Below are 20909 nucleotides of genomic sequence, written 5' to 3' on the forward strand. Positions count from 1 at the left end.
GATTTTCACTAAAACCGGAAAATGTAGTCAGTTAAGATTTCTTTAAATGTCACAAGAGAGTTGGTATCGACATATTCGTTTTTACCGTGATGATTCGCACCGCATGGCCCAAACTCTACTGCGGGAATGCCTCGGGCAGCGTAAAAGCGCGTGTCAGCCGCTCCATGCTGTCCAAACATTTGAATATTCCGCCCGGATACATGCTCCGCTGCCTGCTGAAGACGCTTAATTAATGGATGATTTGGATTCGTCTGTACCGGTTCTCCCTCGCTTAATACGCGAACAGTGCCGTTGACGACCCCTTTTATTTCTTTAAGCAGCACTGCCGGGTCCTGACCGGGCAGATACCGAATATCGAGATCCATAATACAGCAGTCCGGTACTTGGTTGATCGCCTGGCCGGCTTCAATCCGGGCAAGATTAAGCGATGGATGCTCAAAATACGGCGTACTTACGCTGAAAATCGGCAGTTCTTCAATTCGTTTGTACGTTTCAACCGCATTTAAAATTGCATTATCACCAAGCCAGGGCCGGCTGCCGTGAGCGGAAACCCCTTCAATTTGGATTTCCACTTGAAGGACCCCCTTTGCCTGTACAGCAATATCAAGGTTTGTCGTTTCTCCGCAAATCACAACGTCTCCAAGCAGGCCGTGTTCAACTAAATATTTGGTTCCTTTTTGCCCGCCTTTTTCCTCATCCGGCACAAGCGCAAGCATGACCTTGCATGGCAGCTCTTCCTGCACAAGCTCTGCCATTACATGCATCATGACTGCAACCGAGCCAAGCATATCAAAACTGCCGCGCCCGTAAAGCTTTCCTTCTGCCACATAAGGAATAAATTGATCGGGACCGGCTGGCACCACATCGAGATGGCCATTTAAAATCACCGTCGGTCCTTCCTCACCGATCACAGACACGACGCTTTTTAAGCCTTCATTATTAATCACCCTGGCATGAACGCCGTTCGCAGCCAGCCATTCGGCGCAATACTCGGCTGCTTCGTTAATCCGTTCTTTCTCCACGGTGCGGAACTCAATTAGCTTTCTCGTTAATGAGATAATGGATTCTTTCAACCGCTCCCTCTCCTTTACTGCAAAAAATCTGTTTCTATATAACTTCCTTTTGGCGTCGTAAATAAACATACAAAAAGAAGCTGAATAGAGCACTCAAGAGCGCACAGGCACCAATAAACAAATAGCCTGCCTGCATACCGCGTACAACTCCCATACCGGCGCCCGCATATTCTGTTACGGCAGTAATAATAGCGCCAATAATGACGTTTCCGGAAACGGTGAAAATACCCATAATTGTAACCACAAACGTAATGGCTGTATCACTATTTTCCCGATAACGGCGGGCGATCATCGCCATGACGGTCGGATAAACAGGCGCAATGCCGATTCCGGCTGCTGCTAGTAATAAGGCACCGGGCTCACCCGCTGCAATGCCAATGAAAGTAAAAGCGGCTGAAAGGGCGCCGAATAAGATAAGCGATACAGTAAAACCGATTCGGTCCGTAATCGGTCCAAGAAACAAACGGGAAAAAGTAAAGAATAAAAAGAAAATCGACAGCATCTGGGAGGCATCCGCATTTGTCCAATCGTATGCCTTTTCCAAAAAGTTGACGAGCCAGCCGCCGACAGACATTTCAGCTACCACTCCAAATGAAAGAATCAGCACAATAAGCCACAGAACCGGGTCACGTGCAAGCATCCGAACCGGAATCCGATGTTCAGGCTGTACATCTTCCTGCGGAAACCGGCTTGCCAGAGCTGGAATCATCGGAATAAGGGAAAGCAGCATGACCGCAAGATACATTCCGCGCCAATCCAGTACCGTTCCGCCAATGGTCAGCTTCATTAAACCTGAAGCAAGCATAGGGGCAACAATCGAACTAAGCCCATAGAAAAAATGAGCTAAGTTCATCATCATCCCTGTATTTTTTACAAACAAGCGCGCGCTTAAAATAGCCAGGACAATTTCCAGCATGCCGTTTCCAACGTACATAAAAAAATAGGCTCCTGCCAGGCTTGTGTAGGTGGAAGACAAATAAATAAATACACCGGAAAGGGCCATGGAGCCAAACGACAAAGCACTCATGGTCTTGATGCCCCATTTTCTCGTTAGCTGCGCGGTAAACGTGCAGGCCAGCAAATAAGCAATGGAATTAAAAGCTAACAGTGTACCGACTTGAAAAGCATCCAGATCGAAATCCGCCTGGATACGCGGCATGGCCGGCCCTTTTACATTTTCTGAAAAACCAAAAATAAGAAAGCCGACGAACACAGTCGCCAGCATAAAAGAATAGTTTCGTTTCATTTTTTCTCTCCTTAAAAAATCAGCAGGTACGCGGAACCGATCATAATGCCTGCAAAGCCAGCCATCATGGCGAGAAAGGTAAATTCCGGCGCAGGCCCTTTTGATGCCGGCTTGAGAGGGCCAAAACCCATCTTTTCCTTCCTCCCTTTCAGCTCATCCGCTTCTCTTCGTAGATAATCATCCGGCGGCATTTCCGTTAAAAGCGTTTCGATGAGTGATTTTTTCATATTGTCCTCTTCTTTCGGATCTTTTCCTCATTATACCAAAAAATCCGCAGTGGTATCACTGCGGAATAGATAAGGAGCTGACTTCAATTTCTGTTCTTACTGTATCTTCTTCGCCCGGCATCAGGATACGCAATCCTGTTTCTTCAGGTGAAAGGTTCATATTAAACGCATTGGTGATGCATGTGTAAGGCTCTGGACAGACAAAACCTTCCTTTCCATTTCCATTGTAGATGACCCAGTGTTTAAAGGCGGAGTCCGTTCGATATGTAACCGTACAGCCTGTTTCCCTGTTATGCATAACGGCCTCGTTTCCTTCGCCAAAAGCTGCATATGCATCATCGAGCGGCATGGCCTGCAAACTGATTTCTTTCATCGGCTCCCCTGGCACCTGCTCTCCTGTAGGAATCGCTTCTTCCGTCAGCAGCCACTGGCTTTTTTTCGTTAAGGAAAAAGAAGAATGCTTTTCATCAAATAAAAAAGAAGTGTGGTAGCCGATTCCCCATGGGAATGGTTCGTCACCATTGTTTTTAACGGTCGCTGTTTGGCGTAAAACAGCTCCGTCAAGCTCGTATGTTAATTGGATAGATGCCCCTTTATAGATCGCAGGCTGGTCAAGCTGAATCATCGTCTGGATAGTCACAACACCTTGTTCTTCTTTTTCATTCGTGACCTGCCAAGGCTGGTCGTATACAAAACCATGAATATGATGCTTGTCAATTTCATTGATTGGAAAATGGTGGGTGGTGCCGTTAAATATAAACGTACCGTTTTCAATTCGATTCGGCGGAAACAAAACCGGGATGCCATTGAGCATCGGGTTTTCAGTTAGTGCCTCGAACGAATCCGGCTTCACGAGCAATTCTTTTCCCGTTTTCTTATCGATTAATGAAATCACATTGCTCCCAAATGACGGGATCATGAGAAGTTGAAGGTAATCGTTGGATGCTTGAATGGCTTCTTTTCCATCAAAAATTACATGTTTAATCATGGTTACTCTCCTTTGCGCACGACATCACTGCCAGACCTTTTTGTTAACGATTTGCCCATTTCATATGTTTTATAAACGTACTCTACAGGAAATCGCAAAATTCCAATGTTGAAACGGGCAGTCTGGCCCATCAGCCGCTGTGAAGCTTCAGCATTACCGATCTTCAATCACAATATACGCGGCTTTAACAGGACCATGCACACCCACAACGAGGTTCATTTCAATATCAGCAGAGTTACTTGGACCGGTAATAAAATTGATGCATGACGAAATCGTTTCCCCCGCCTGTACACGCCGGGAAATTTCCTGCGCTGCCTGCGTCATACGCGGTACAATGGTACTTTTCGGCACGAGGGCAATATAGTTGCGCGGAAGAAGGCTGACCGTGCGCCCTTTTCCAGCACCGGAAAACAGGACGACCGTACCGGATTCAGCAAGGGTGATATCACTGAAAGTAATACCAATGTTCGCCCGCTCTGCCTGGGCGATATTTTCCCGGCCACGGGCAGCATCCCATTCGTTTACTTCCACATTACGCAATGGCCACGTTTCTTTCAGCAGCCCATCCAGGCCAAACTCCGTAAAGCGCGGGTCCTTCCAAAGGGATATCGGTCCGCCGCCGTATAAATGAACGGCCGCTTCCAATACTTCCGCCAGCTTGCTGCTAGTCGTTTCAATCAATTCAGTATGAATCAGCCGGCACTGCTCACGCAGCACATTGATTAATTCGTCCGGCGTTTTATCTGTCAGCGTTTTATCCTGCGGACGAAACTGCCAGTTTCGCTCCGGCTTCACACTTGTATTACGGCTGCGGCCAAGCTGCCTGGCCACGTTGTTTAAAAAAGATTCACGCTGATGGATCATTGTCCGCCACCTCCTTTTTCGTGCTGTTTAAACCAGTCACGGAAGCGCTCCTTATTTGGCGCCGGAAATTCCCGGATTTCTGTCCATGCTTTTAATGGTCCCGGCCCGCTTGAAATGCGGTCATTTTTCGTAAACGGCTTCATCATCGCCGCGGCCATTTTCGAGCCTGCTGCATACATAGGATTTGAAGCGGCTCCAAGCCCAAATGCTTTCATCGCAAGCTTTTCAGAAATAGGTGCACGTCCTTCTCTTTCTACAATCACCTGCCGATGCTTGTGCAGCAGTTCATGCAGCGGAATTTTCACCGGGCAGGCGTCCGTGCAGGCAGCACAAAGCGTCGAAGCATAAGGAAGATCTTTAAAGTCATCATAGCCGCCAAGAAGCGGTGTGAGAACGGCTCCAATCGGCCCCGGATAAATCGAATTGTAGGAGTGGCCGCCAATATGGCGGTATACCGGACAGACGTTAATGCAGGCCGCACAGCGGATACACTGTAGAACGGATTGAAATTCCGTGCCTAAAATCTTAGAACGCCCGTTATCCACGATCACAAGGTGAAATTCTTCCGGTCCATCCGCATCCCCTTTTTCGCGAGGACCGGTAAGCGCTGTGATATAGCTCGTTAATTTCTGTCCGACCGCACTGCGCGTCAAGAGGCCGACAAGTACTTCAAATTCTTCAAACGTTGGTACAATTCGCTCCATGCCCATCACAGCAATTTGCGTTTTGGGCAGGTCTGACACAAGCCCTGCATTTCCTTCGTTCGTCACAAGACCTACCGATCCGGATTCTGCAATGGCGAAGTTGCAGCCGGTAATGCCGATGTCGGCTGTTAAAAATTCCTGGCGCAGCGTTTCACGCGCGTGCAGTGCCAGTTCTTCCGGTTTAGAAGTCATCTTATAATCTAGCTTGTCAGAAAACACATCCCGAATCTGCTCTTTGTTTTTATGGAGTGCCGGCGCAACGATGTGAGAAGGCGGATCATGTTCATCCAGCTGCAGGATATACTCGCCAAGATCTGTCTCAATCACTTTGCAGCCTTCTTCTTCCAGCACTTGATTTAAACTGATTTCTTCTGTGACCATTGATTTAGCCTTCAGAATTTTTTTGCCGCCATTCGCGTTTACGACTTCACGGATATATCCAGTCGCTTCGTCTGCTGTCTCGGCGAAAAACACGTGTCCGCCGCGTTTTTGAAGGTTTTCAGCCAGCTCATGCAAATAGTAGTCGAGGTTATTTAAGACATGCTTGCGAATTTCTTCTCCGTGTGACCGCCACTCTTCCCAGTTTCCAAGCTCTTCTGCTGCATCAAGCCGGCGTGTGCGGAGGCGTTCCTGTGCGCCCGCTACCGCACCGCGCATAAAGGTATCTTCCATATTTTTATTGACGTTTTCTTTAAATTTGCCTTCTCCAATTTTCATTGCCATGCTGTTTCCCCCCTCACCGGCTGTTTAACACTTCCGCGATATGCATCACGCGGATTGGTTTTCCTCTTCGTTCTATTCGTCCACCAATATTCATCAGGCAGCCGCCATCGGCTCCAATTAAAAAGTGAGCTCCTGTCTGCTCGGCCGAGTCGACTTTTTCATCGACCATCTGCTCCGAAATATTGCCCATCTTCACGGAAAACGTGCCGCCGAAGCCGCAGCAGTTATGCGCGTTTGGCAGCGGTTCAAAGCGAAGCCCTTCCACATTTTGAAGCAGAGTCATTGGTGCATCTTTTACACCAAGAAGCCGTGTCATATGGCAGGACGGGTGATAGGTTGCCACACCGTTTAGCTTTGCACCGACGTTTTCCACGCCTAATACATCGACGATAAATTCAGTCAGCTCATAGGTTTTTGCAGCCAATCGTTCTGCGCGCGGACGCCAGACAGGATCATCATGAAAAATATGCTGGTATTCTTTAAACATCGTGGCACATGATCCGGATGGAGTGACGACGACCTCTGCGTTCTCAAATGTCGTAATCATTTTTTTCATGGCATCTTTTGACTCTTCTACATACCCCGAGTTGTAAGCTGGCTGCCCGCAGCAGACCTGCCCCATCGGAAATTCAATGTCGCAGCCAAGGCGCTCCAGCACTTCTACCGTTGCTTTGCCTACATCGGCCTGGAACATGTCAACGATGCATGTAATAAAAAGTGTAACCTTCACATTGCTTCACCCCAAAAGTAAGGTCATCAGATGACCTGTTTATTAGATTATTTATAATCATACTACAAACGCTTTCATTTTCCAAGGTTTTCTTCTGATAGAGAGAAAGCCGGTACAGTGCGGCTTTTCCTCTATGTGATGTTCAGATGCTCGCGTAGAACAGATTCCACATAATCAAGATGGACTGTCATGGCTTTCCTGGCCGCTTCTGTTTTTTTGGACTGAATCGCCTTTAAAATCGCTTCGTGCTGCTGATTCAGCTGTTCAACAGTCGCACTTGCTTCGTATAAACAAATACGGCGCGTTTCCCGCATCGATTCAGCTGTCATGTCCGAAACATGATTCATTAAGCTTAACAAAAGATCATTGCCGGCCGCTTTCGCAACAGCTAAGTGAAAAGCAAGGTCTGCTTCTTCTCCTCGCTCAGCATCTCCAGAATGAGTAACCATATCAGAAAGAGCCTGCTGCATCGCTTCTATATCTGCCTGAGTACGCCGAGCTGCTGCAGAAGCGGCAATGCCTGTTTCCAGAATCTTACGCACTTCCATTAACTGCTGCAGATCTTCTTTATTCATCAGCAGGGCGCTTTGAAGAGGAAAAGCAATATCTCCCGGTTCAAATGCTTTCACATATGTGCCTTCTCCCTGCCGCATTTCAATGAGCCCCATCGCACGAAGAGATGTAAGTGCTTCTCTAATAGCAGATCTGCCGACTTGAAAGCTTTCGGCCAGCTGCTGGACAGAATCAAGCTTTTCACCTGGCTTTAAGTCTCCCGAACGAATCGACTCAAGCAGCGTATCTGCTACTTCTTCATATATTTTTTTTGGTTTGATTTGTTTATATTTCAACGTTACTCTCACCTCTTTCTCTATTATAAACGTTCTCCCCAAAATTTTTTGTTGATTTTTTGAAAACGGTACCATTATAATCAAACCAGGTCATCAGATGACCTAACAACTAACAGTTTTGTAATCTTATACCCGAGGAGGAAAAAGATGAGCTTGCTAGTGTTGTCACTTATTTCAATTGTGCCTATTTTTACGATTATGTTTTTTTTAGTTATTTTAAACTGGCCGGCCAGCAGAGCTATGCCTGTTGCATTGATGGTGACGGCTGTGATTGCGCTGTTTGTTTGGGGAACAGACGGGAGCGTAGTGGCAGGTGCTGCTTTTAATGGCGTTATTACAGCCATGGAAGTTATTTTTATTGTGTTTGGAGCCGTGCTGCTTTTAAATACGGTGAAAGAAAGCGGTGCTATACATACAATTCGAAATGGCTTTACCAGCATTTCTCCGGACCGCCGCATTCAAGCCATTATTATCGCCTGGCTCTTTGGAGCATTTATTGAAGGTGCTGCCGGATATGGAGCCCCATCCGCAGTTGCCGCACCACTTCTTGTGGCGATTGGTTTTCCTGCAATGGCAGCTGTAATGTGTGTTTTAATTATTCAAAGTACACCCGTTTCATTTGGTGCGGTAGGAACACCTATTCAAATCGGCGTAAATACAGGTTTAACGGATCAGCCGCTCGTTCAATCCGCTCTTAACGGAACTGGCATGAGTTATATGGATTATTTATTGTATATTACATCCAATGTTGTGATGATTCACAGTATTGTCGGCATCTTCATTCCCCTGTTTGTTGTCACTATGCTGACTCGCTTCTTTGGCCCGAATAAATCCTTCCGAGAAGGATTAAAAGTTTGGAAATTTGCTTTATTTGCCGGTTTTTCCTTTACTGTTCCCTATTATATCATTGGAACTTTGCTGGGTCCGGAATTTCCTTCTCTGCTTGGCGCGCTGATTGCTTTGTTTATTGTTATTCCGGCTGCAAAAAAAGGATTATTTATGCCGAAAGACGAAATATTTGACTTTACACCGAGAAGCCAGTGGGAACAAGGTTGGTTCGGCAAGCTTAACCAGGAGCCAGAACGTGAAAAAGGATCTCAGCGTTCCATCTCCGCGGGAATTTCCTGGCTACCATATGTGATTGTTGCCGTACTTCTCGTTGCTTCCCGGACGATTGAACCATTAGCCGCTGCCCTGAAAGCACCAGCTCTTGTATTTGAAAACACATTTGGTTCCGGCATTACGACAACCTCTACACCGCTGTATTTACCGGGATTTATTTTCATTGTCGTATCTGGGCTTACCTTTTTCCTTCATAAAATGAATAAAAGGAATTATGCAGCTGCCTGGAAAAATTCCTTTAAAACAGCTGTGTCCGCGGGAGCAGCCCTTGTTTTTGCCGTGCCAATGATTAAAATTTTCCTAAACACATCACTTGCAGCAGACAAAGTCAATACAGCAACAGAGTACCTTGCTGGAAAAAATATGCCGCTTATTTTGGCAGAAAGTGTTTCTGTTGTAACGGGCAGTTTCTGGCCAATTGTCGCTCCGGCTGTTGGAGCACTTGGTGCTTTTATTGCTGGAAGCAACACGTTCAGCAATATGATGTTTTCCTTGTTTCAGTTTGGTGCTGCCAGCAATATCGGGCTTAACGTCGAGCAAGCCGGTACTGTCGTGGCTCTTCAAGCTGTCGGAGGAGCAGCCGGCAACATGATTTGTGTTCATAACGTTGTAGCTGCTTCTGCGACGGTTGGATTAATTGGGAAAGAAGGTGCCTTGATTCGGCGCGTACTCCTGCCTATGACGTATTATCTGCTTGCCGCCGGCTTCCTTGGCATGGCCATTATCCATGGCACGCTTAACGTATGGCTTATTATTTATGCTGTTATCGTAATGGCCTACCTTTTTCGCCTTGTTACAGCGAAAAATGGATTTACCGCAGCCGCTGCTGGTTAAAAAATATCCGCCCGTATTTTTCACGGGCGGTATTTTATTTTCACCATGCATTCTATTGATAAAAGAATAAGCCAGCTGGAAGCTTACCATGTTCGTTGCAGCTCCCTGCTTTCCATTTCATTTTTTTAGCCATTCTTCTTTCAGCCGTTCTGCCTGGTGTGATAAATTCAGCTTTGCTCTCTCCGTTCCTTCCTGTTCAAGAATAGACTTGAACTTGTCCAAGAATGCTATCGCCTGTTTGCTGTTTCCTTTTTCTGCTTGATGCAAAGCTTGCTTGAGAGAATTGTCCAGCTTCCGCCCGGCTGGATGGGAAAGCTCTTCCGCTTCAATATAATCATCAAGTAAGTTTTGAAGGGCCACAACTGTCCCCGGTGTATGATATTCCGGCTTCGGTACAGAAGACCAATCCGTATCCGATGCAAAGTAAAAGCTTGTGTACGCCGGCTGATTATAGACGATGTTTTGTCCGGCAATACCCGTTCTGTATTGCGTATCGTGCATAAGCGTATACATTTTCCGTTCTGTTTGCCCGGTGCTTGTGAATATGCGAATTGCACTGCTGTCCGCGGTCCGCAGCATCAGTTCCTCACGCCAATCGCCAAATACATCCGCTACAAGGGACGGATTTCCTTTTGTACCGTTATTCGTACGCGTATTTTCCGCCAGCAGCTTTCTTCCTTCCAGCCAGTCATCGATACTTGGCGTACCTTCCCCTGATCCATTTATAATTTGCGTCGTCATATCGGACGCCCATTTAATGTTCATGTTAGTGCCGGGAATTTTCGTGCCGATTTGCTCCCCCTGGGCAGTCCGCAGGTCTACTGCCCATGTTTCCAGCCCTCTTTTGGATGGATCAATGTCTCCCACCATGCCTCGTCCCGTGTCTTTGCCGGTATAAGCACCGTAAATGACCCGGCCGGTTTTCGCATCCCGCATCGCATAACCGTACGGAGCATAAGTGGCGCCTTCATGTACCATGAAGATTTCCAGTCCTTCACGGTCCGGATCTATATCCGTTACATGAATGGCATCACCATGGCCAAGCTTCGCGGTAGTTCCCGGCGCAGCGCTTTGTGCCGGCATTGTATTTGTGGAGCTATAAAGCAAACTGCCGTCATGATCAACCGTTGCCGATCCGTACACGATTTCCTGATTCCCATCTCCGTCTACATCTGCTGTACTTAAGAAATGAGCACCCTGGTTGGCAAGTGCCCCGAGGGCCGGATCTTCACCGCTTGTTCCATGCGGACTGTCGTTAAAAGGATTTTTCATCGGTGTCCAGCCGCTGTCTGCTGTCCATACTTCGCGCAGCTTTTCTCCGTCCCAATCATAAGAAACAAGTGCCGCACGTGTATAGTAGCCGCGTGCAAAAACGGCGGATGGTGTTTTGCCGTTTAAGTATGCGACTCCTGCAAGAAACCGGTCGACCCGGTTGCCTGGCTCAATCCGGCTCATCGCATAATCTCCCCACATCAGTCCATCATCATGACGGCTGACTCCATACGGGATGGTTTCCATCTCGGCACCGGTCTCTCCGTTAAATACCGTTATATACTCAGGACCGCTTACAATAAAACCTTCGAAATTTCGTAAATTATTACGTGTACTTCTTGCTGGAGCATACACATCCATAAAGTAGTCAGCTAATTTTTGAGCGTCTTCTCGAGACAACGGATACGTGTATTGTGGCTCAATGCCAAAGCTTTCTTCCAATGTTTTCGGCCAGCTGCCATTTACAACTTCTTCATGCTTATGCCAATTTATAAACATCTCGACAACGTGATTGTAGTAATCTTTTTTGCTCATTCGATAGTCACCAGTATGGACATAACCTGCTTCTATATCTTCCTTTGGCATCGTAATATATTTTTGGGATATCACATCGCCTTTGTCGTTATAACGAATAATTTTGGTGCCTGGTGCCGTTTTAAACATTGATTCCGCTTTGCCGTCCCCGTCAAAGTCGTACACAAGAAATTGAGTATAGTGTGCACCCGAGCGAATATTGACGCCAAGGTCAATCCGATATAAAAGCTTGCCTTCAAACGTATAACAGTCAATGTAGGTATTGCCTGTGTAGCCAACCTGCGATACATCCTTTGAATTAGACGGGTCCCATTTGACGAAAAATTCATAGCGGCCGTCTCCATCTACATCACCGACACTCATGTCGTTCGCTGAATACGTATACCGTTCTCCGGCTGGTGTAACACCGTCTGCAGGCTTTTGCAGTTTTAAATCATGGTATTGCTGCTTCCATGGCTGTACTGTATCACTTTGATTTAATTCTTTGCTGTTTTTAACCGCGCGGACAAAATAGGAAGCATTTGCTGTCCCAGTTGGATCAACAAAATTGGTACTGTCTTGAACAGCTGCGATTTTTTGTCCGTTCTTATAAACGTGAAAATCCACACCTGTCATGCCCGTTTCGGCGTACCCATCCACTTCGTTTCCGAGGAGCCGCCAGCTGAGAAAGACACCGCTTGATGTTGGAACAGCCTGCAGCCCTCTATCCAGTGCTTCGAGCTGTATAGCTGCGGGAGGCTGTGTTGTTTCTTCGTTTGCTGCATGAGCCGCCCCTGTCCATGAAGATAAAAGCAGCGGCAGCGCTGCAATAGGGGCGATCATTTTCGATTTAATATACATGAACTTTTCCACCATCCTCTTTTTGCAAACGTTTTCAAAATTCTCCCTCAGTATAATTTGTTTATTTAAGCCTTAACAGGTAAAAAGCAGATGAAATTGTTTAAAAAACCGGGAGACTTTTCACATGAAAATCATTTTCAATTATGAGTTGACAGATTTGGAAACACCGGGTAAGATAATACTTGTAACCGGTAATGATAATCATTATCACTTTAGCTTTACCCCACCGATTCATTGTGCATTGTTTGGCGGTCCGAATGCCCATCCGGACCGCCCCCTTTTTTGTTCTTTTTTAATAAAATGTAAAAAATTTGTAAAGTTCTTCCCACCCTGTTTATTCCTTCTTCCATCTGGGAAGTAGATGACTGTTTTTCATTCTATCTTTTTTCAAGGAGGAGTTCGGTATGGATTCTATGCTGAAAAAGAAGTTTGCGGCCGGCGGAATGACTATGTTTTTAACGATTGGCGCTTTAGCAGGCTGCGGCGGTTCTGAAGAAGAAACGGATACTGATACAGACACCGAGGAAATGGAAACAGAAGAAACAGAAATGGAAGATGAAAAAGAAAGCAATTAACGTAAATAAAAGCCCGGACTTCTACCTGGTCCGGGCTTGACTGTGTATTTAGAATTTTTTTCGAAAATAAACGGGTAATCCAATGCTATACGTATGTTATTTTAAATGGTTTCATTTCAACGTAAAAAACGGGCAGCCATTACGGCTGCCCGTTTTGCTTATCTTCCAACTCCAAGATACGTAAGTGCCTGCGGAAGGCCGTGAAATGTTTCAAGCCGGCTGAAATCCAAACCTAACTGAATTGCTGTCTGTGCTGTTTCCGGCCGCATGCCGGATACAACCGTTTGAATACCAAGGAGCTGCAGCGACTGGGTTAAGCCAAACAATTGATTGGCCACAAAGGTGTCAATCACTTTCATGCCGGAAAAGTCTATCACCAAATGCCCTACTTGCTGTTTGGCACATTTTACTGGGATGGATTCCAGCAAAGACTTGGCTCTTTTTTCATCCATCGCACCGATCAAAGGCAAAATAGCAATTCTTTTGGAAACCGGGATCACCGGCGCATCTATCTCCTCAATCAGCTGCTCCTGGCCCTGCAGACGGCTGCGGGTTAAATAATAGTAACGGGTAGAAAACTCAATGACCAACGTATCTAAAATGGAATGATACACGGTACTCCAGTTTAAAGTATCTTTTTTATCAATGTCTTCTTTTTCTAAACTGTATTCTGTGATAAAGTCCCAGATCAGGTTTCTTGTTTTGTTAAGCGCCTCAATGACTTCATAAATGGGTGTATCCCACTCAAGGCGGGTGTTCACCACAATTTCGGTCCATTCCTTCAAGTTTTGTTCAAACAATGTTTGATCCGGCAAAAAACCGCTTGCGATCGTATGAATGGTAAAAAGATGCTGTTCTTTTAATTCTTTTTGAATCACAGAGCCGGCATTCTTTGCGTAAACAGACCTATCTGTTTTTTGTCTGGCTTCAAACCATTTTTTGCTTATATCAGCCGCATTCAAACGGATTGCTTCATAAAGAGCCTGGTCTTTTTTCTCCAATTCTTTTTCCTCCATCGCCATGTTCTTTCTTCTTATTTATTATACCGCTTTCCCCACTCAAAGAAACGATAAAACCAAGTCCAAAAAAGACGGATGCGGCTGCTCATATGCTATACTGAAACAAGAAAGGCGGATGAACATGGAAATCACCATTACACCGGCTGCGGTCGAAAAAATACATGCACTAAAAAACCGGGAGAACGGTATATTAAAGCTAAAATGGGATACAGAAGGAAACGGATGTGTGCTAAACGGCATTCCAACGCTTTGGTATGTGGATGAAGCTGATTCAGATCACGACGTGCTGCTTCAAACAAATGCGATGCCGATTTTAGTGGAAAAGCCGAAGATGGTTTTTTACGACGAAGCTGTTAAAATTGATTTTTCTCAGGAAGCCAATACATTTCAGTTGAAAAGCGCAAATCAAATGCTGAACGGCAGAATGGCTTTTCGCAATAAATAAAAAAAGCGGCTGCTTTGGCAGGCCGCTTTTTATTTTGCTTGTTTGAGGGTCACAACGACGATTTCCGGACGGTTAAAGATACGCTGTGGAGCCAGACTGTTGCCCAGCCCCCGATTGACCACCATTGTAGAAGAGCCAAGCATATGGGCGCCGGCCGTATAAGAAGGAAAAAAACCCTGCCCCGGAGCAAATAAGCCGCCTACAAAAGGCAGCCGTACCTGGCCGCCGTGCGCATGCCCTGTAAAAATCAAGTCCATTTGAGCCTCAGCATAAAGAGAAAAAAGCTCAGGACGATGGGAAAGCAAAACGGTATACTGATCCCGCTGTTTAATGCTCTGTTTTGCTTGCTGTATGGCTTCCCCCGTTTCAATCCTAGTCGGATCGTCAACCCCCACAAGATTGATCGCTTCTCCGTCCCGCTGGATAACCATACTTTCATTTTGAAGTACGTGAACCCCCATTTTTTGCAGCCGATCTTTTTTTGCTGCAAAGTCTCCTTCCTCATGATTACCGGTAACAAAATAAACGGGTGCAATGTTGACCATTTTCTTCATTAAATCATAGCCCTCTGCTTCACCGCCCCGCCTGAAATCAATTAAATCGCCTGTATATACAATGATATCCGGTTTTTCCCGTTTCACCTTTTCGGCAAGCACTTGCTGATGTTCCCCAAATGATTTGCTGTGCAGGTCTGACAACTGTACAATCCGGTATCCACTAAAGGCAGCTGGAATTTTTTCCGATTGTACTTGTAGTGCTGTAACAGTTAAGACATTATTTTGTATGTAGAAAAACAGCCCCAGCAGGATGAGAAAAAGAAAAAAAAGAATAAGACGCTTGCTATTTTGCCGCTTCACGTTCGTCTCTCCTCTTCCATTCTTCCTCCAGCAGGCTCATCTCCCAAAGACTCCAATACTCCTGCCCGCACTTGCGTACATCGCGAAGCAGCCCTTCTTTTTGAAAGCCCACTTTTTCATAGCAGGCAATCGCTGCATGATTAAAATCAAAGACCCCAAGACTGACACGATGCATTTTAAAGGTACAAAAAGCAAGCTCGACTGCTGCTTCAATCAAGCAGACGCCGAGACCACAGCCGCGCATAGATTCGTCACCGATCAGAACTTTTCCAATCCGCGCAGAGTCATTGCGCCGGTCGAGTTTTAATGAAAGATGTCCAACCATCTTCCCGGTTTCCTGCTCAATGGCTTTGAAAACAAAGGTATCTGAGGATGGCTGATTGGCTTCTTTTATATATTGTTCAAGCTGATAAAGGTGGAGCGGAAACTCAAAAGCAGAACCCGCCCACTGAATCATAAAAGCCTCACTTGGAATCCATTGCATCAGTGTTCCGAAATCTTCCCGTGTAAAATGCGCAAGTTCAATCATTTAATTCCCCCTGTCCGCCACATACTCCAATCTGCCATGATCGTAACCCAATCATAGAATGGACACCTAAACCCAAATGCTTTGCAAAATGCAGAGAATGAAAAAGGCGGGCTTCCCAGCAAAGCCCGCCTTTTCACCTACAATACACGCTTAATTGACTTAATCGTTTCAGAGTGAAGCCCCTCATGGTAAAGACTGTATGTCAGCATTTCTTCAACAGACAAAAGTGTTAAGCCGGCTGATGTGGTAAATGGCTCAGCAAGCGGGTGCGGCAGGCGGTTTGCTGTCTGCCGCTTAATGCGTTCTGCCTGATCTTTTAAAAGCGCACGCAGTTCATCCATTTTCGGCACCCCGCCCTGCCAGTCAGCTGGCTTTGTACCGCGTCCAAACCAGCTGTTAAACTCGTCCGGCATTACCATTTTATCACCGGTAAAATGGAAGCCGAACCGCTCTTGTACCAAATAAATATGTCCGAGATTCCACTTAATATTGTTATTGAATCCAGCTGGCACAAGATGCGAGGTTTCTTCATCAATTCCTTCTACTTCTTTGAGTGTCAGCTTGCGAACAAATGCTAACTGGTTAAATAAAAAATGACCCATGCCCATTTCTCCTTTTTGCTGCTGTTTTATTTTTTATGCGGAATGAGGAAAGCTTTATCCATCCGTTCATAGCCCTGTTTTGGATAAAAACCGATCGCTTCCGGCGCGGATAGAAGCACAAGCGCTACTTCATCGCTCAACTCCGCTTTTACTTGTTTTAAAAGTGCCGCACCGATTCCCCGTCCTTGATGCTCTTTTTTAACAGCCAAATCGGAAATATAAGCACAGTACGAAAAGTCCGTGAGTACGCGCGCGATTCCAATCAGTTTCTGCTCCTGCCATGCTTCGGCTATCAGATCCGCATGGTCAATCATTTTCTGCAGACGAAGCAGATCGTCTGCCGGGCGGCGAATACCAGAGGATTGAAAAACCTCCGCCAACTGAGCAGCCGTAATGCCCGTATTCAGTCGATATGTAACCATGTTAAAAGCCTTCCTTCCCGCCTTCGTCATCTTTTCTTGTTTTACATTATAATCTCTTATACACGTTTTTCCAATTAAAAGAAAAAAGCTGTCTCGCAATAAAGACAGCTTCAGACTGTAGACAAACTATATGGATGACCGTGCACATGAATGGAATGGATCGGCGGCGTCTCCAGGCAGCTCCGCTTTCCATGGGGCAGGCGCTGAGCCCGGCTTCACCGGTCTCCGCTGCCCGCTAGTCCCATAGGAGTCTGCGCCGCCCTCCCGCTGCCAAGTCGCTTGCGACAAAATGGTATAGAGCGAATAAGGTCCTATCTTTCTGTTTAAAAAAGAGAAAATTCTATTCGTTCTTTGCTTATGGATCTTCCACACCACTTAGTGAAGCCTTCCGGACGAAGACTCCTGCGGGAAGTACAGTGAGTCGGGAGACCCCGCAGGCGCAGCTGAGGAGGCTCCCGCACTGCCTTAGGATGCGCGAAGTCCGGCAGGCTTCACTTGTCGGCTCTTTTTTAAAAGCGAAAAACTTTGTTACACACTGAAAGCTGTCTTGTATAAAGACAGCTTTTTTTCTTACATCGTCTGTTCTGCTTTTTCTAATAGATTTGTAGTCAGCTTTGACAAGCCCTCGGTTGTCTGGCTGATTTCCTGTATGGAAAGAACAATTTGATCCAGGTCTTCTTTGTTGCGGCCAAACATCGTTAAGTAGTTTTCCATTTCCATTTTAACCGTTGCCAGGCCGCCCTTTACTTGCTGCAGCTTCAACTGCGAATGTTCGTTTGATTGATTCACGTCTTCCATCTCACTGACAAGCCGGGTAATATTCATATTGTTTTGAACGATTAATTCGTTAATGCTGCTGCTCATTACTTTTGAATGTTCGGCAAGCTTACGCACCTCACTGGCAACAACGGAGAAGCCTTTGCCATGCTCTCCTGCACGCGCAGCTTCAATGGATGCATTCAGCGCAAGCAAATTGGTTTGATCGGCAATGTCCTCGATCCCTTTTGTAATGCCAATGATTTCTTCTGAAGCTTGTTTTAATTCACTAATCCCCGTCAGGGAAGCACTTACTTTCTTTGTTGACTGCTTAAATTGTCCTTCCATCTCTTCCATCTGCTTTTCGTTCTGAAGTGTTAAATCAACCAAATTTTTACTGCTTTTTTCCGTTTGATCTGTTTCCTTTAACACCTGTTCAGCCCGGGAGCTTGTATCTAAAATCGCTGCTTCTGTTTGTTCAACGGATGCCGCTATTTCCTGGCTGACTGAAACAATCTCCTGCTGCAGTGTATATTTCGCTTCGTTTGCCCGGTGTACTTCATCCATCCGCACATTCATGTAGTGATCAATAACCATTTGGGCATCCAAGTTCATAGCGTGTGTAATCGCTTGAATCGCTTGAGATAACCGTTCCGGCTCGTGCTGATAATGCTCAACGATTTTCGGAATGATTAATGTGCTGAACGCGGAGTAAGAAGCAATAAACCATGTAACCGGGACTGAAAACCGGCTGTGTGTCTGCCCCATCTGCTTGCGCATATCTAAAAATGACTCATCGATTTTTCCAGTCAGCAGGCTGCCAAAATAATCGCCAAATACTCGTTTTAACCGTTCCCGGCTTGAATGATCCTGTGCAATTTTGACCATCTCCGGGCTTTTTACTAAATGATCAAGCACATTTTCCAGCACTTCATCTAAAATAGCGTTCATAACTGGAGCCATTTGTCTAAGCGTGTCCACCTGCTCCTGCGTATAGCCCATGTAGTAAAGGCGAGGAGCTAAACGGTTATCGGGCGAAGCGGCTATCCTTGACTTGTCAGGAAATTGTACAGACGCTTTAAACTCTCTTACTTGTTTATCTTTAAGGAAAGAAAACATAGTGATCCTCCATATTCTATAAGGTGCATTTTCTTTTTATTATGGCGGATCAAGATAGGTCTTTGCAACTACAAGCGTGCTCCGAATAAGTCTTTTGACATCCGTTATCCTGTATATGCATTCAGGAATTTATTCCTCTTTTTTCCTCCACAGAGCAGATTTCACTTCTCCTTCAACAAAAGAAGGAGCTTTAATGCCAAGAAGGTTATACACATTCGGAGCCAGATCGAGCGTGGATACTTTCCCAATCGTGCTTCCTTCTTTAAATGAAGGCCCTGTTGCCATAAAGACGGGGCGCAAATCCTGTTTGGTCGAGTTTCCACCGTGTGTGCCTAATTCAACTGATGGCTTGCTGAAACGGCTCGTACCGTTTGCCATCATGTATCCCGGTGCACCAATCAACAAAATATCTCCAGCATGAGCATGGCCAAGCGGCTTTTTCTCCGTATCCTCAGGCGACAGAATCGTTTCATATGGATGAATCGTTTCTTTTAAGCCCGCTTCCCATATTCCTTTCATACTTGCTTCCGGCAGCTTTGACAGCTCTTCTTTTTCTTTGCCGGAAAGAACAGCTTCAAAGCCGAGCTCCAGCATATCATTTCGGTTTTTCTGCTTTATTTCTGCTGTCTTGAATGCGTCGATGGCCTGGCGCTTCACATCGTCAAACTCATCTTTTTCTACAATGCCTTTTTTCTCGGTTACTTTGGCATTAATATATACATGGGCGGCTGAGCCGCTCGGTACGGCATATGCTTTCGTTTTGGAGTAATCAATCGTGCCGTCTTCGTTTGTTTTAAGAAGGCCCGCTTTCTTCAGTACGGCATTCGGCTCAAGCATCGTGTGTGCCGCTTCCATTCCATGATCTGATACGACAAATAAATGGTCATTGTCATCCATGGCTGCCACTGTTTTTCCAACTGTATCATCTGCCAGCTGGTACGCCCATTTGATATACGCTTCATAACGGTCTGCTTTTTTCTTCGTATAGCCTGGCTGGCGCGGATCCGTCAGCGTATATTTGTGCTCCTCATGATCAATCTGGGGACCATAAAAAAACAGTGCATCAGGCTTATACGTGTTCTTTATATAAAGAGACACATCTGTGATCCATGTATCGAACCGGGCACTGATTTGCTCATATTCTTCGCGGGTAATCCATTTTTTCTTCAACGCATCATCCTCAGACTCAACGGGAAAAAAGCCAAATTGCTCTGTAATGCCGGCTTCAAATCCGGCCGGTCCGCTAAACAAGCCGGATGTAACGGCTGTTTTAAAAAACGGTACCGGCTTCGTTAAATCCGTTGTTTCACCTTTTACCTTGAAGGTAAAGCCGGCATGCTCCCCTTTGTCCATTGTCAGCGGGACTGTACCCCATTCATCGCGCTTTGCACGTCCGTCTTCTGCGTTTATCTGCTTGTCCTCAGAAACGGTAAACTGATCGTAGTTTACACGCCCGTCATCCGTTGTATCGACTGCGAGAACAAACAATGTTCGGTTTTTAGCTTTTTTCAGCTTCAGCGGCAGGACAGCTTCCTGCGGCGGACTAAAACTTTTTGGTGCCCCTTTCCAGCCCGGTGCCTCCTTGAACGAAAGCTCGTTTAAGCTGGCTTTTGCCCATGTGTCCCCATAGAAAACAGAGTAATCCGCCGTCTGGTTTTTCGTTTCTGGATTGGCTCCTGGAAATGCGACGGTCGCGGTTGTTTTTCCCTGCCGGCTTGCTTCGCTCCAGATTGGGGATACATGAATGGTTGTATGAAAAGCATCATCTTTATTATTGAACTTTTTTTCTGGATCGTGGAACTGATTGCTGACAATGCCTGTTTTATCCGGAGTGGCACCTGTCGAGAGAGCAGCATGAGATGGGGCCGTTAAGGACGGTACAATCGTTTCCGGCTTTTTTGCCCACACTCCTTTTTCGATCAGTGCCTCCATATTTGGCAGGTCGCCCTCTTTTATGTATTTTTCCGTTAAATCCTGACGCATGCCATCAAAGGAAATCACGATGACATCCTGGTCTTTTGATTGGGTCCCTGTTTTTGCTTGAGCTGCAAAAGGATTCAGGCAAATCGACAGCCCGGCCGCTAACAGCAACAACTTCTTCATTTTTCCAGCCTCTTTTCTCTATAAAAGTACGGTGTTCTTTACCCGACAGAGAGGCGAAATAGGCCTGTTTCTTTTTGGCAGCTTCATCTTTCTGAAAGAAGTTCTATTTTTTATCGAAGCGGGTATACTGAAAATACTTTTATTCTACGAAGAAAGGTTTGAGAAGCATGTTTGTCAAAACCGTCCACATAAGAAGCTTTACCCCGCAAACCGCTGTTCCGCTTGTTCATTTAGCCAGCCAGTTCGTATCCGATATTTATCTGCATTATCAAAACCGGCACGTCAATGTGAAATCGATTATGGGGGTGCTGGCACTTGGTTCACCCAATGGAGAAATGACGCTCACAGCTAAAGGAATCGATGAATACGAGGCCATTAAAGCCATCGGAGCAGCACTTGAACAAACAGAAACACGCCCCGCTTCATAGCAGGGCGTGTATTTTATGGGAAGATGGAATTGTGTCAACCCGTCCTAAC

20 protein-coding genes are annotated in these 20909 nt (G+C 45.9%); 4 read left to right on the forward strand and 16 right to left on the reverse strand.

The genetic code is table 11. The features are described 5' to 3' along the window. Positions 1 to 8: 8 nt before the first annotated feature. The 8 genes from RG959_RS14000 to RG959_RS14035 all read right to left on the reverse strand — a co-directional run bounded on the left by RG959_RS14000 (position 9) and on the right by RG959_RS14035 (position 7403). Positions 9 to 1073, reverse strand: coding sequence for a M20 family metallopeptidase (locus tag RG959_RS14000; RefSeq protein WP_342797616.1), 1065 nt, complete (start codon positions 1071 to 1073; stop codon positions 9 to 11). Positions 1074 to 1107: 34 nt separating this feature from the next. Next, positions 1108 to 2319 carry an MFS transporter gene (locus tag RG959_RS14005; RefSeq protein WP_342797617.1) on the reverse strand — a complete coding sequence of 404 codons (1212 nt, stop codon included), beginning with the start codon at positions 2317 to 2319 and terminating at the stop codon, positions 1108 to 1110. Positions 2320 to 2330: 11 nt separating this feature from the next. Further along, complete coding sequence (locus tag RG959_RS14010; RefSeq protein WP_342797618.1) at positions 2331 to 2546, reverse strand: hypothetical protein; 216 nt, start codon at positions 2544 to 2546, stop codon at positions 2331 to 2333. 55 nt (positions 2547 to 2601) lie between these two features. Next, positions 2602 to 3534 (reverse strand): aldose 1-epimerase, encoded by a 933-nt coding sequence (locus RG959_RS14015; protein ID WP_342797619.1) that lies wholly within the window; start codon positions 3532 to 3534, stop codon positions 2602 to 2604. 153 nt (positions 3535 to 3687) lie between these two features. Then, positions 3688 to 4398 (reverse strand): LutC/YkgG family protein, encoded by a 711-nt coding sequence (locus RG959_RS14020; RefSeq protein ID WP_342797620.1) that lies wholly within the window; start codon positions 4396 to 4398, stop codon positions 3688 to 3690. Further along, positions 4395 to 5825 (reverse strand): LutB/LldF family L-lactate oxidation iron-sulfur protein, encoded by a 1431-nt coding sequence (locus tag RG959_RS14025; protein ID WP_315694594.1) that lies wholly within the window; start codon positions 5823 to 5825, stop codon positions 4395 to 4397. Before RG959_RS14025 ends, RG959_RS14020 begins: the two co-directional genes overlap by 4 nt. Before the next feature lie 13 nt (positions 5826 to 5838). Further along, positions 5839 to 6555, reverse strand: coding sequence for a (Fe-S)-binding protein (locus tag RG959_RS14030; RefSeq protein WP_342797621.1), 717 nt, complete (start codon positions 6553 to 6555; stop codon positions 5839 to 5841). A 131-nt stretch (positions 6556 to 6686) separates the two neighbouring features. Continuing rightward, a complete protein-coding gene (locus RG959_RS14035; protein WP_342797622.1) occupies positions 6687 to 7403 on the reverse strand; it encodes a FadR/GntR family transcriptional regulator in 717 nt (238 codons plus the stop codon). Positions 7404 to 7550: 147 nt separating this feature from the next. Between RG959_RS14035 and RG959_RS14040 the strand changes: the two genes are divergently transcribed. Beyond that, positions 7551 to 9359, forward strand: coding sequence for an L-lactate permease (locus RG959_RS14040; RefSeq protein ID WP_342797623.1), 1809 nt, complete (start codon positions 7551 to 7553; stop codon positions 9357 to 9359). Between the two features lie 117 nt (positions 9360 to 9476). Here RG959_RS14040 and RG959_RS14045 read toward each other — a convergent pair whose 3' ends face one another. Beyond that, a complete protein-coding gene (locus tag RG959_RS14045; protein ID WP_342797624.1) occupies positions 9477 to 12005 on the reverse strand; it encodes a rhamnogalacturonan lyase in 2529 nt (842 codons plus the stop codon). Positions 12006 to 12409: 404 nt separating this feature from the next. Between RG959_RS14045 and RG959_RS14050 the strand changes: the two genes are divergently transcribed. Then, a complete protein-coding gene (locus tag RG959_RS14050; RefSeq protein ID WP_342797625.1) occupies positions 12410 to 12580 on the forward strand; it encodes a hypothetical protein in 171 nt (56 codons plus the stop codon). Between the two features lie 158 nt (positions 12581 to 12738). On the opposite strand, the gene RG959_RS14055 is transcribed toward RG959_RS14050, so the two are convergent. Continuing rightward, positions 12739 to 13602: an STAS domain-containing protein gene (locus RG959_RS14055; RefSeq protein WP_342797626.1), complete on the reverse strand. Its 864-nt coding sequence runs from the start codon at positions 13600 to 13602 to the stop codon at positions 12739 to 12741. A 118-nt stretch (positions 13603 to 13720) separates the two neighbouring features. On the opposite strand from RG959_RS14055, the gene RG959_RS14060 reads away from it, so the two are divergent. Next, entirely contained in the window at positions 13721 to 14044 is a 324-nt protein-coding gene (locus tag RG959_RS14060) for an iron-sulfur cluster biosynthesis family protein (protein WP_309088722.1), read from the forward strand. Positions 14045 to 14073: 29 nt separating this feature from the next. Here the strand turns inward: RG959_RS14060 and RG959_RS14065 are convergent, their stop codons facing one another. The 6 genes from RG959_RS14065 to RG959_RS14090 all read right to left on the reverse strand — a co-directional run bounded on the left by RG959_RS14065 (position 14074) and on the right by RG959_RS14090 (position 20432). Further along, on the reverse strand, positions 14074 to 14901 hold the full coding sequence (locus RG959_RS14065; RefSeq protein WP_342797627.1) for a metallophosphoesterase: 828 nt from the start codon (positions 14899 to 14901) through the stop codon (positions 14074 to 14076). Continuing rightward, positions 14885 to 15430, reverse strand: a complete 546-nt coding sequence (locus RG959_RS14070; RefSeq protein WP_342797628.1) for a GNAT family N-acetyltransferase — start codon at positions 15428 to 15430, stop codon at positions 14885 to 14887. The genes RG959_RS14065 and RG959_RS14070 overlap by 17 nt, the downstream gene beginning before the upstream one ends. Before the next feature lie 137 nt (positions 15431 to 15567). Then, positions 15568 to 16032, reverse strand: a complete 465-nt coding sequence (locus RG959_RS14075; RefSeq protein WP_342797629.1) for a DinB family protein — start codon at positions 16030 to 16032, stop codon at positions 15568 to 15570. 26 nt (positions 16033 to 16058) lie between these two features. Next, the gene (locus tag RG959_RS14080) at positions 16059 to 16454 is read right to left on the reverse strand and encodes a GNAT family N-acetyltransferase (RefSeq protein WP_342797630.1); all 396 of its coding nucleotides are present in this window, start codon (positions 16452 to 16454) and stop codon (positions 16059 to 16061) included. A gap of 570 nt (positions 16455 to 17024) precedes the next feature. Beyond that, positions 17025 to 18329, reverse strand: a complete 1305-nt coding sequence (locus RG959_RS14085; RefSeq protein ID WP_342797631.1) for a methyl-accepting chemotaxis protein — start codon at positions 18327 to 18329, stop codon at positions 17025 to 17027. A gap of 129 nt (positions 18330 to 18458) precedes the next feature. Next, positions 18459 to 20432: an alkaline phosphatase family protein gene (locus tag RG959_RS14090; protein WP_342797632.1), complete on the reverse strand. Its 1974-nt coding sequence runs from the start codon at positions 20430 to 20432 to the stop codon at positions 18459 to 18461. A 167-nt stretch (positions 20433 to 20599) separates the two neighbouring features. Between RG959_RS14090 and RG959_RS14095 the strand changes: the two genes are divergently transcribed. Then, positions 20600 to 20860, forward strand: a complete 261-nt coding sequence (locus tag RG959_RS14095; protein WP_342797633.1) for an HPr family phosphocarrier protein — start codon at positions 20600 to 20602, stop codon at positions 20858 to 20860. Positions 20861 to 20909: the final 49 nt, after the last annotated feature.

Origin of the sequence: Domibacillus sp. 8LH (assembly GCF_038806185.1) — a bacterium.
Lineage (GTDB): Bacteria > Bacillota > Bacilli > Bacillales > Domibacillaceae > Domibacillus > Domibacillus indicus_A.

Excerpts from the sequence above, each read along its gene's own strand:
- RG959_RS14005 (WP_342797617.1), bottom strand. The coding sequence starts at position 2,319 with ATGAAACGAAACTATTCTTTTATGCTGGCGACTGTGTTCGTCGGCTTT.
- RG959_RS14010 (WP_342797618.1), bottom strand. The coding sequence starts at position 2,546 with ATGAAAAAATCACTCATCGAAACGCTTTTAACGGAAATGCCGCCGGAT.
- RG959_RS14015 (WP_342797619.1), bottom strand. The coding sequence starts at position 3,534 with ATGATTAAACATGTAATTTTTGATGGAAAAGAAGCCATTCAAGCATCC.
- RG959_RS14020 (WP_342797620.1), bottom strand. The coding sequence starts at position 4,398 with ATGATCCATCAGCGTGAATCTTTTTTAAACAACGTGGCCAGGCAGCTT.
- RG959_RS14025 (WP_315694594.1), bottom strand. The coding sequence starts at position 5,825 with ATGGCAATGAAAATTGGAGAAGGCAAATTTAAAGAAAACGTCAATAAA.
- RG959_RS14040 (WP_342797623.1), top strand. The coding sequence starts at position 7,551 with ATGAGCTTGCTAGTGTTGTCACTTATTTCAATTGTGCCTATTTTTACG.
- RG959_RS14045 (WP_342797624.1), bottom strand. The coding sequence starts at position 12,005 with ATGTATATTAAATCGAAAATGATCGCCCCTATTGCAGCGCTGCCGCTG.
- RG959_RS14050 (WP_342797625.1), top strand. The coding sequence starts at position 12,410 with ATGGATTCTATGCTGAAAAAGAAGTTTGCGGCCGGCGGAATGACTATG.
- RG959_RS14055 (WP_342797626.1), bottom strand. The coding sequence starts at position 13,602 with ATGGCGATGGAGGAAAAAGAATTGGAGAAAAAAGACCAGGCTCTTTAT.
- RG959_RS14060 (WP_309088722.1), top strand. The coding sequence starts at position 13,721 with ATGGAAATCACCATTACACCGGCTGCGGTCGAAAAAATACATGCACTA.
- RG959_RS14070 (WP_342797628.1), bottom strand. The coding sequence starts at position 15,430 with ATGATTGAACTTGCGCATTTTACACGGGAAGATTTCGGAACACTGATG.
- RG959_RS14075 (WP_342797629.1), bottom strand. The coding sequence starts at position 16,032 with ATGGGTCATTTTTTATTTAACCAGTTAGCATTTGTTCGCAAGCTGACA.
- RG959_RS14080 (WP_342797630.1), bottom strand. The coding sequence starts at position 16,454 with ATGGTTACATATCGACTGAATACGGGCATTACGGCTGCTCAGTTGGCG.
- RG959_RS14085 (WP_342797631.1), bottom strand. The coding sequence starts at position 18,329 with ATGTTTTCTTTCCTTAAAGATAAACAAGTAAGAGAGTTTAAAGCGTCT.
- RG959_RS14090 (WP_342797632.1), bottom strand. The coding sequence starts at position 20,432 with ATGAAGAAGTTGTTGCTGTTAGCGGCCGGGCTGTCGATTTGCCTGAAT.
- RG959_RS14095 (WP_342797633.1), top strand. The coding sequence starts at position 20,600 with ATGTTTGTCAAAACCGTCCACATAAGAAGCTTTACCCCGCAAACCGCT.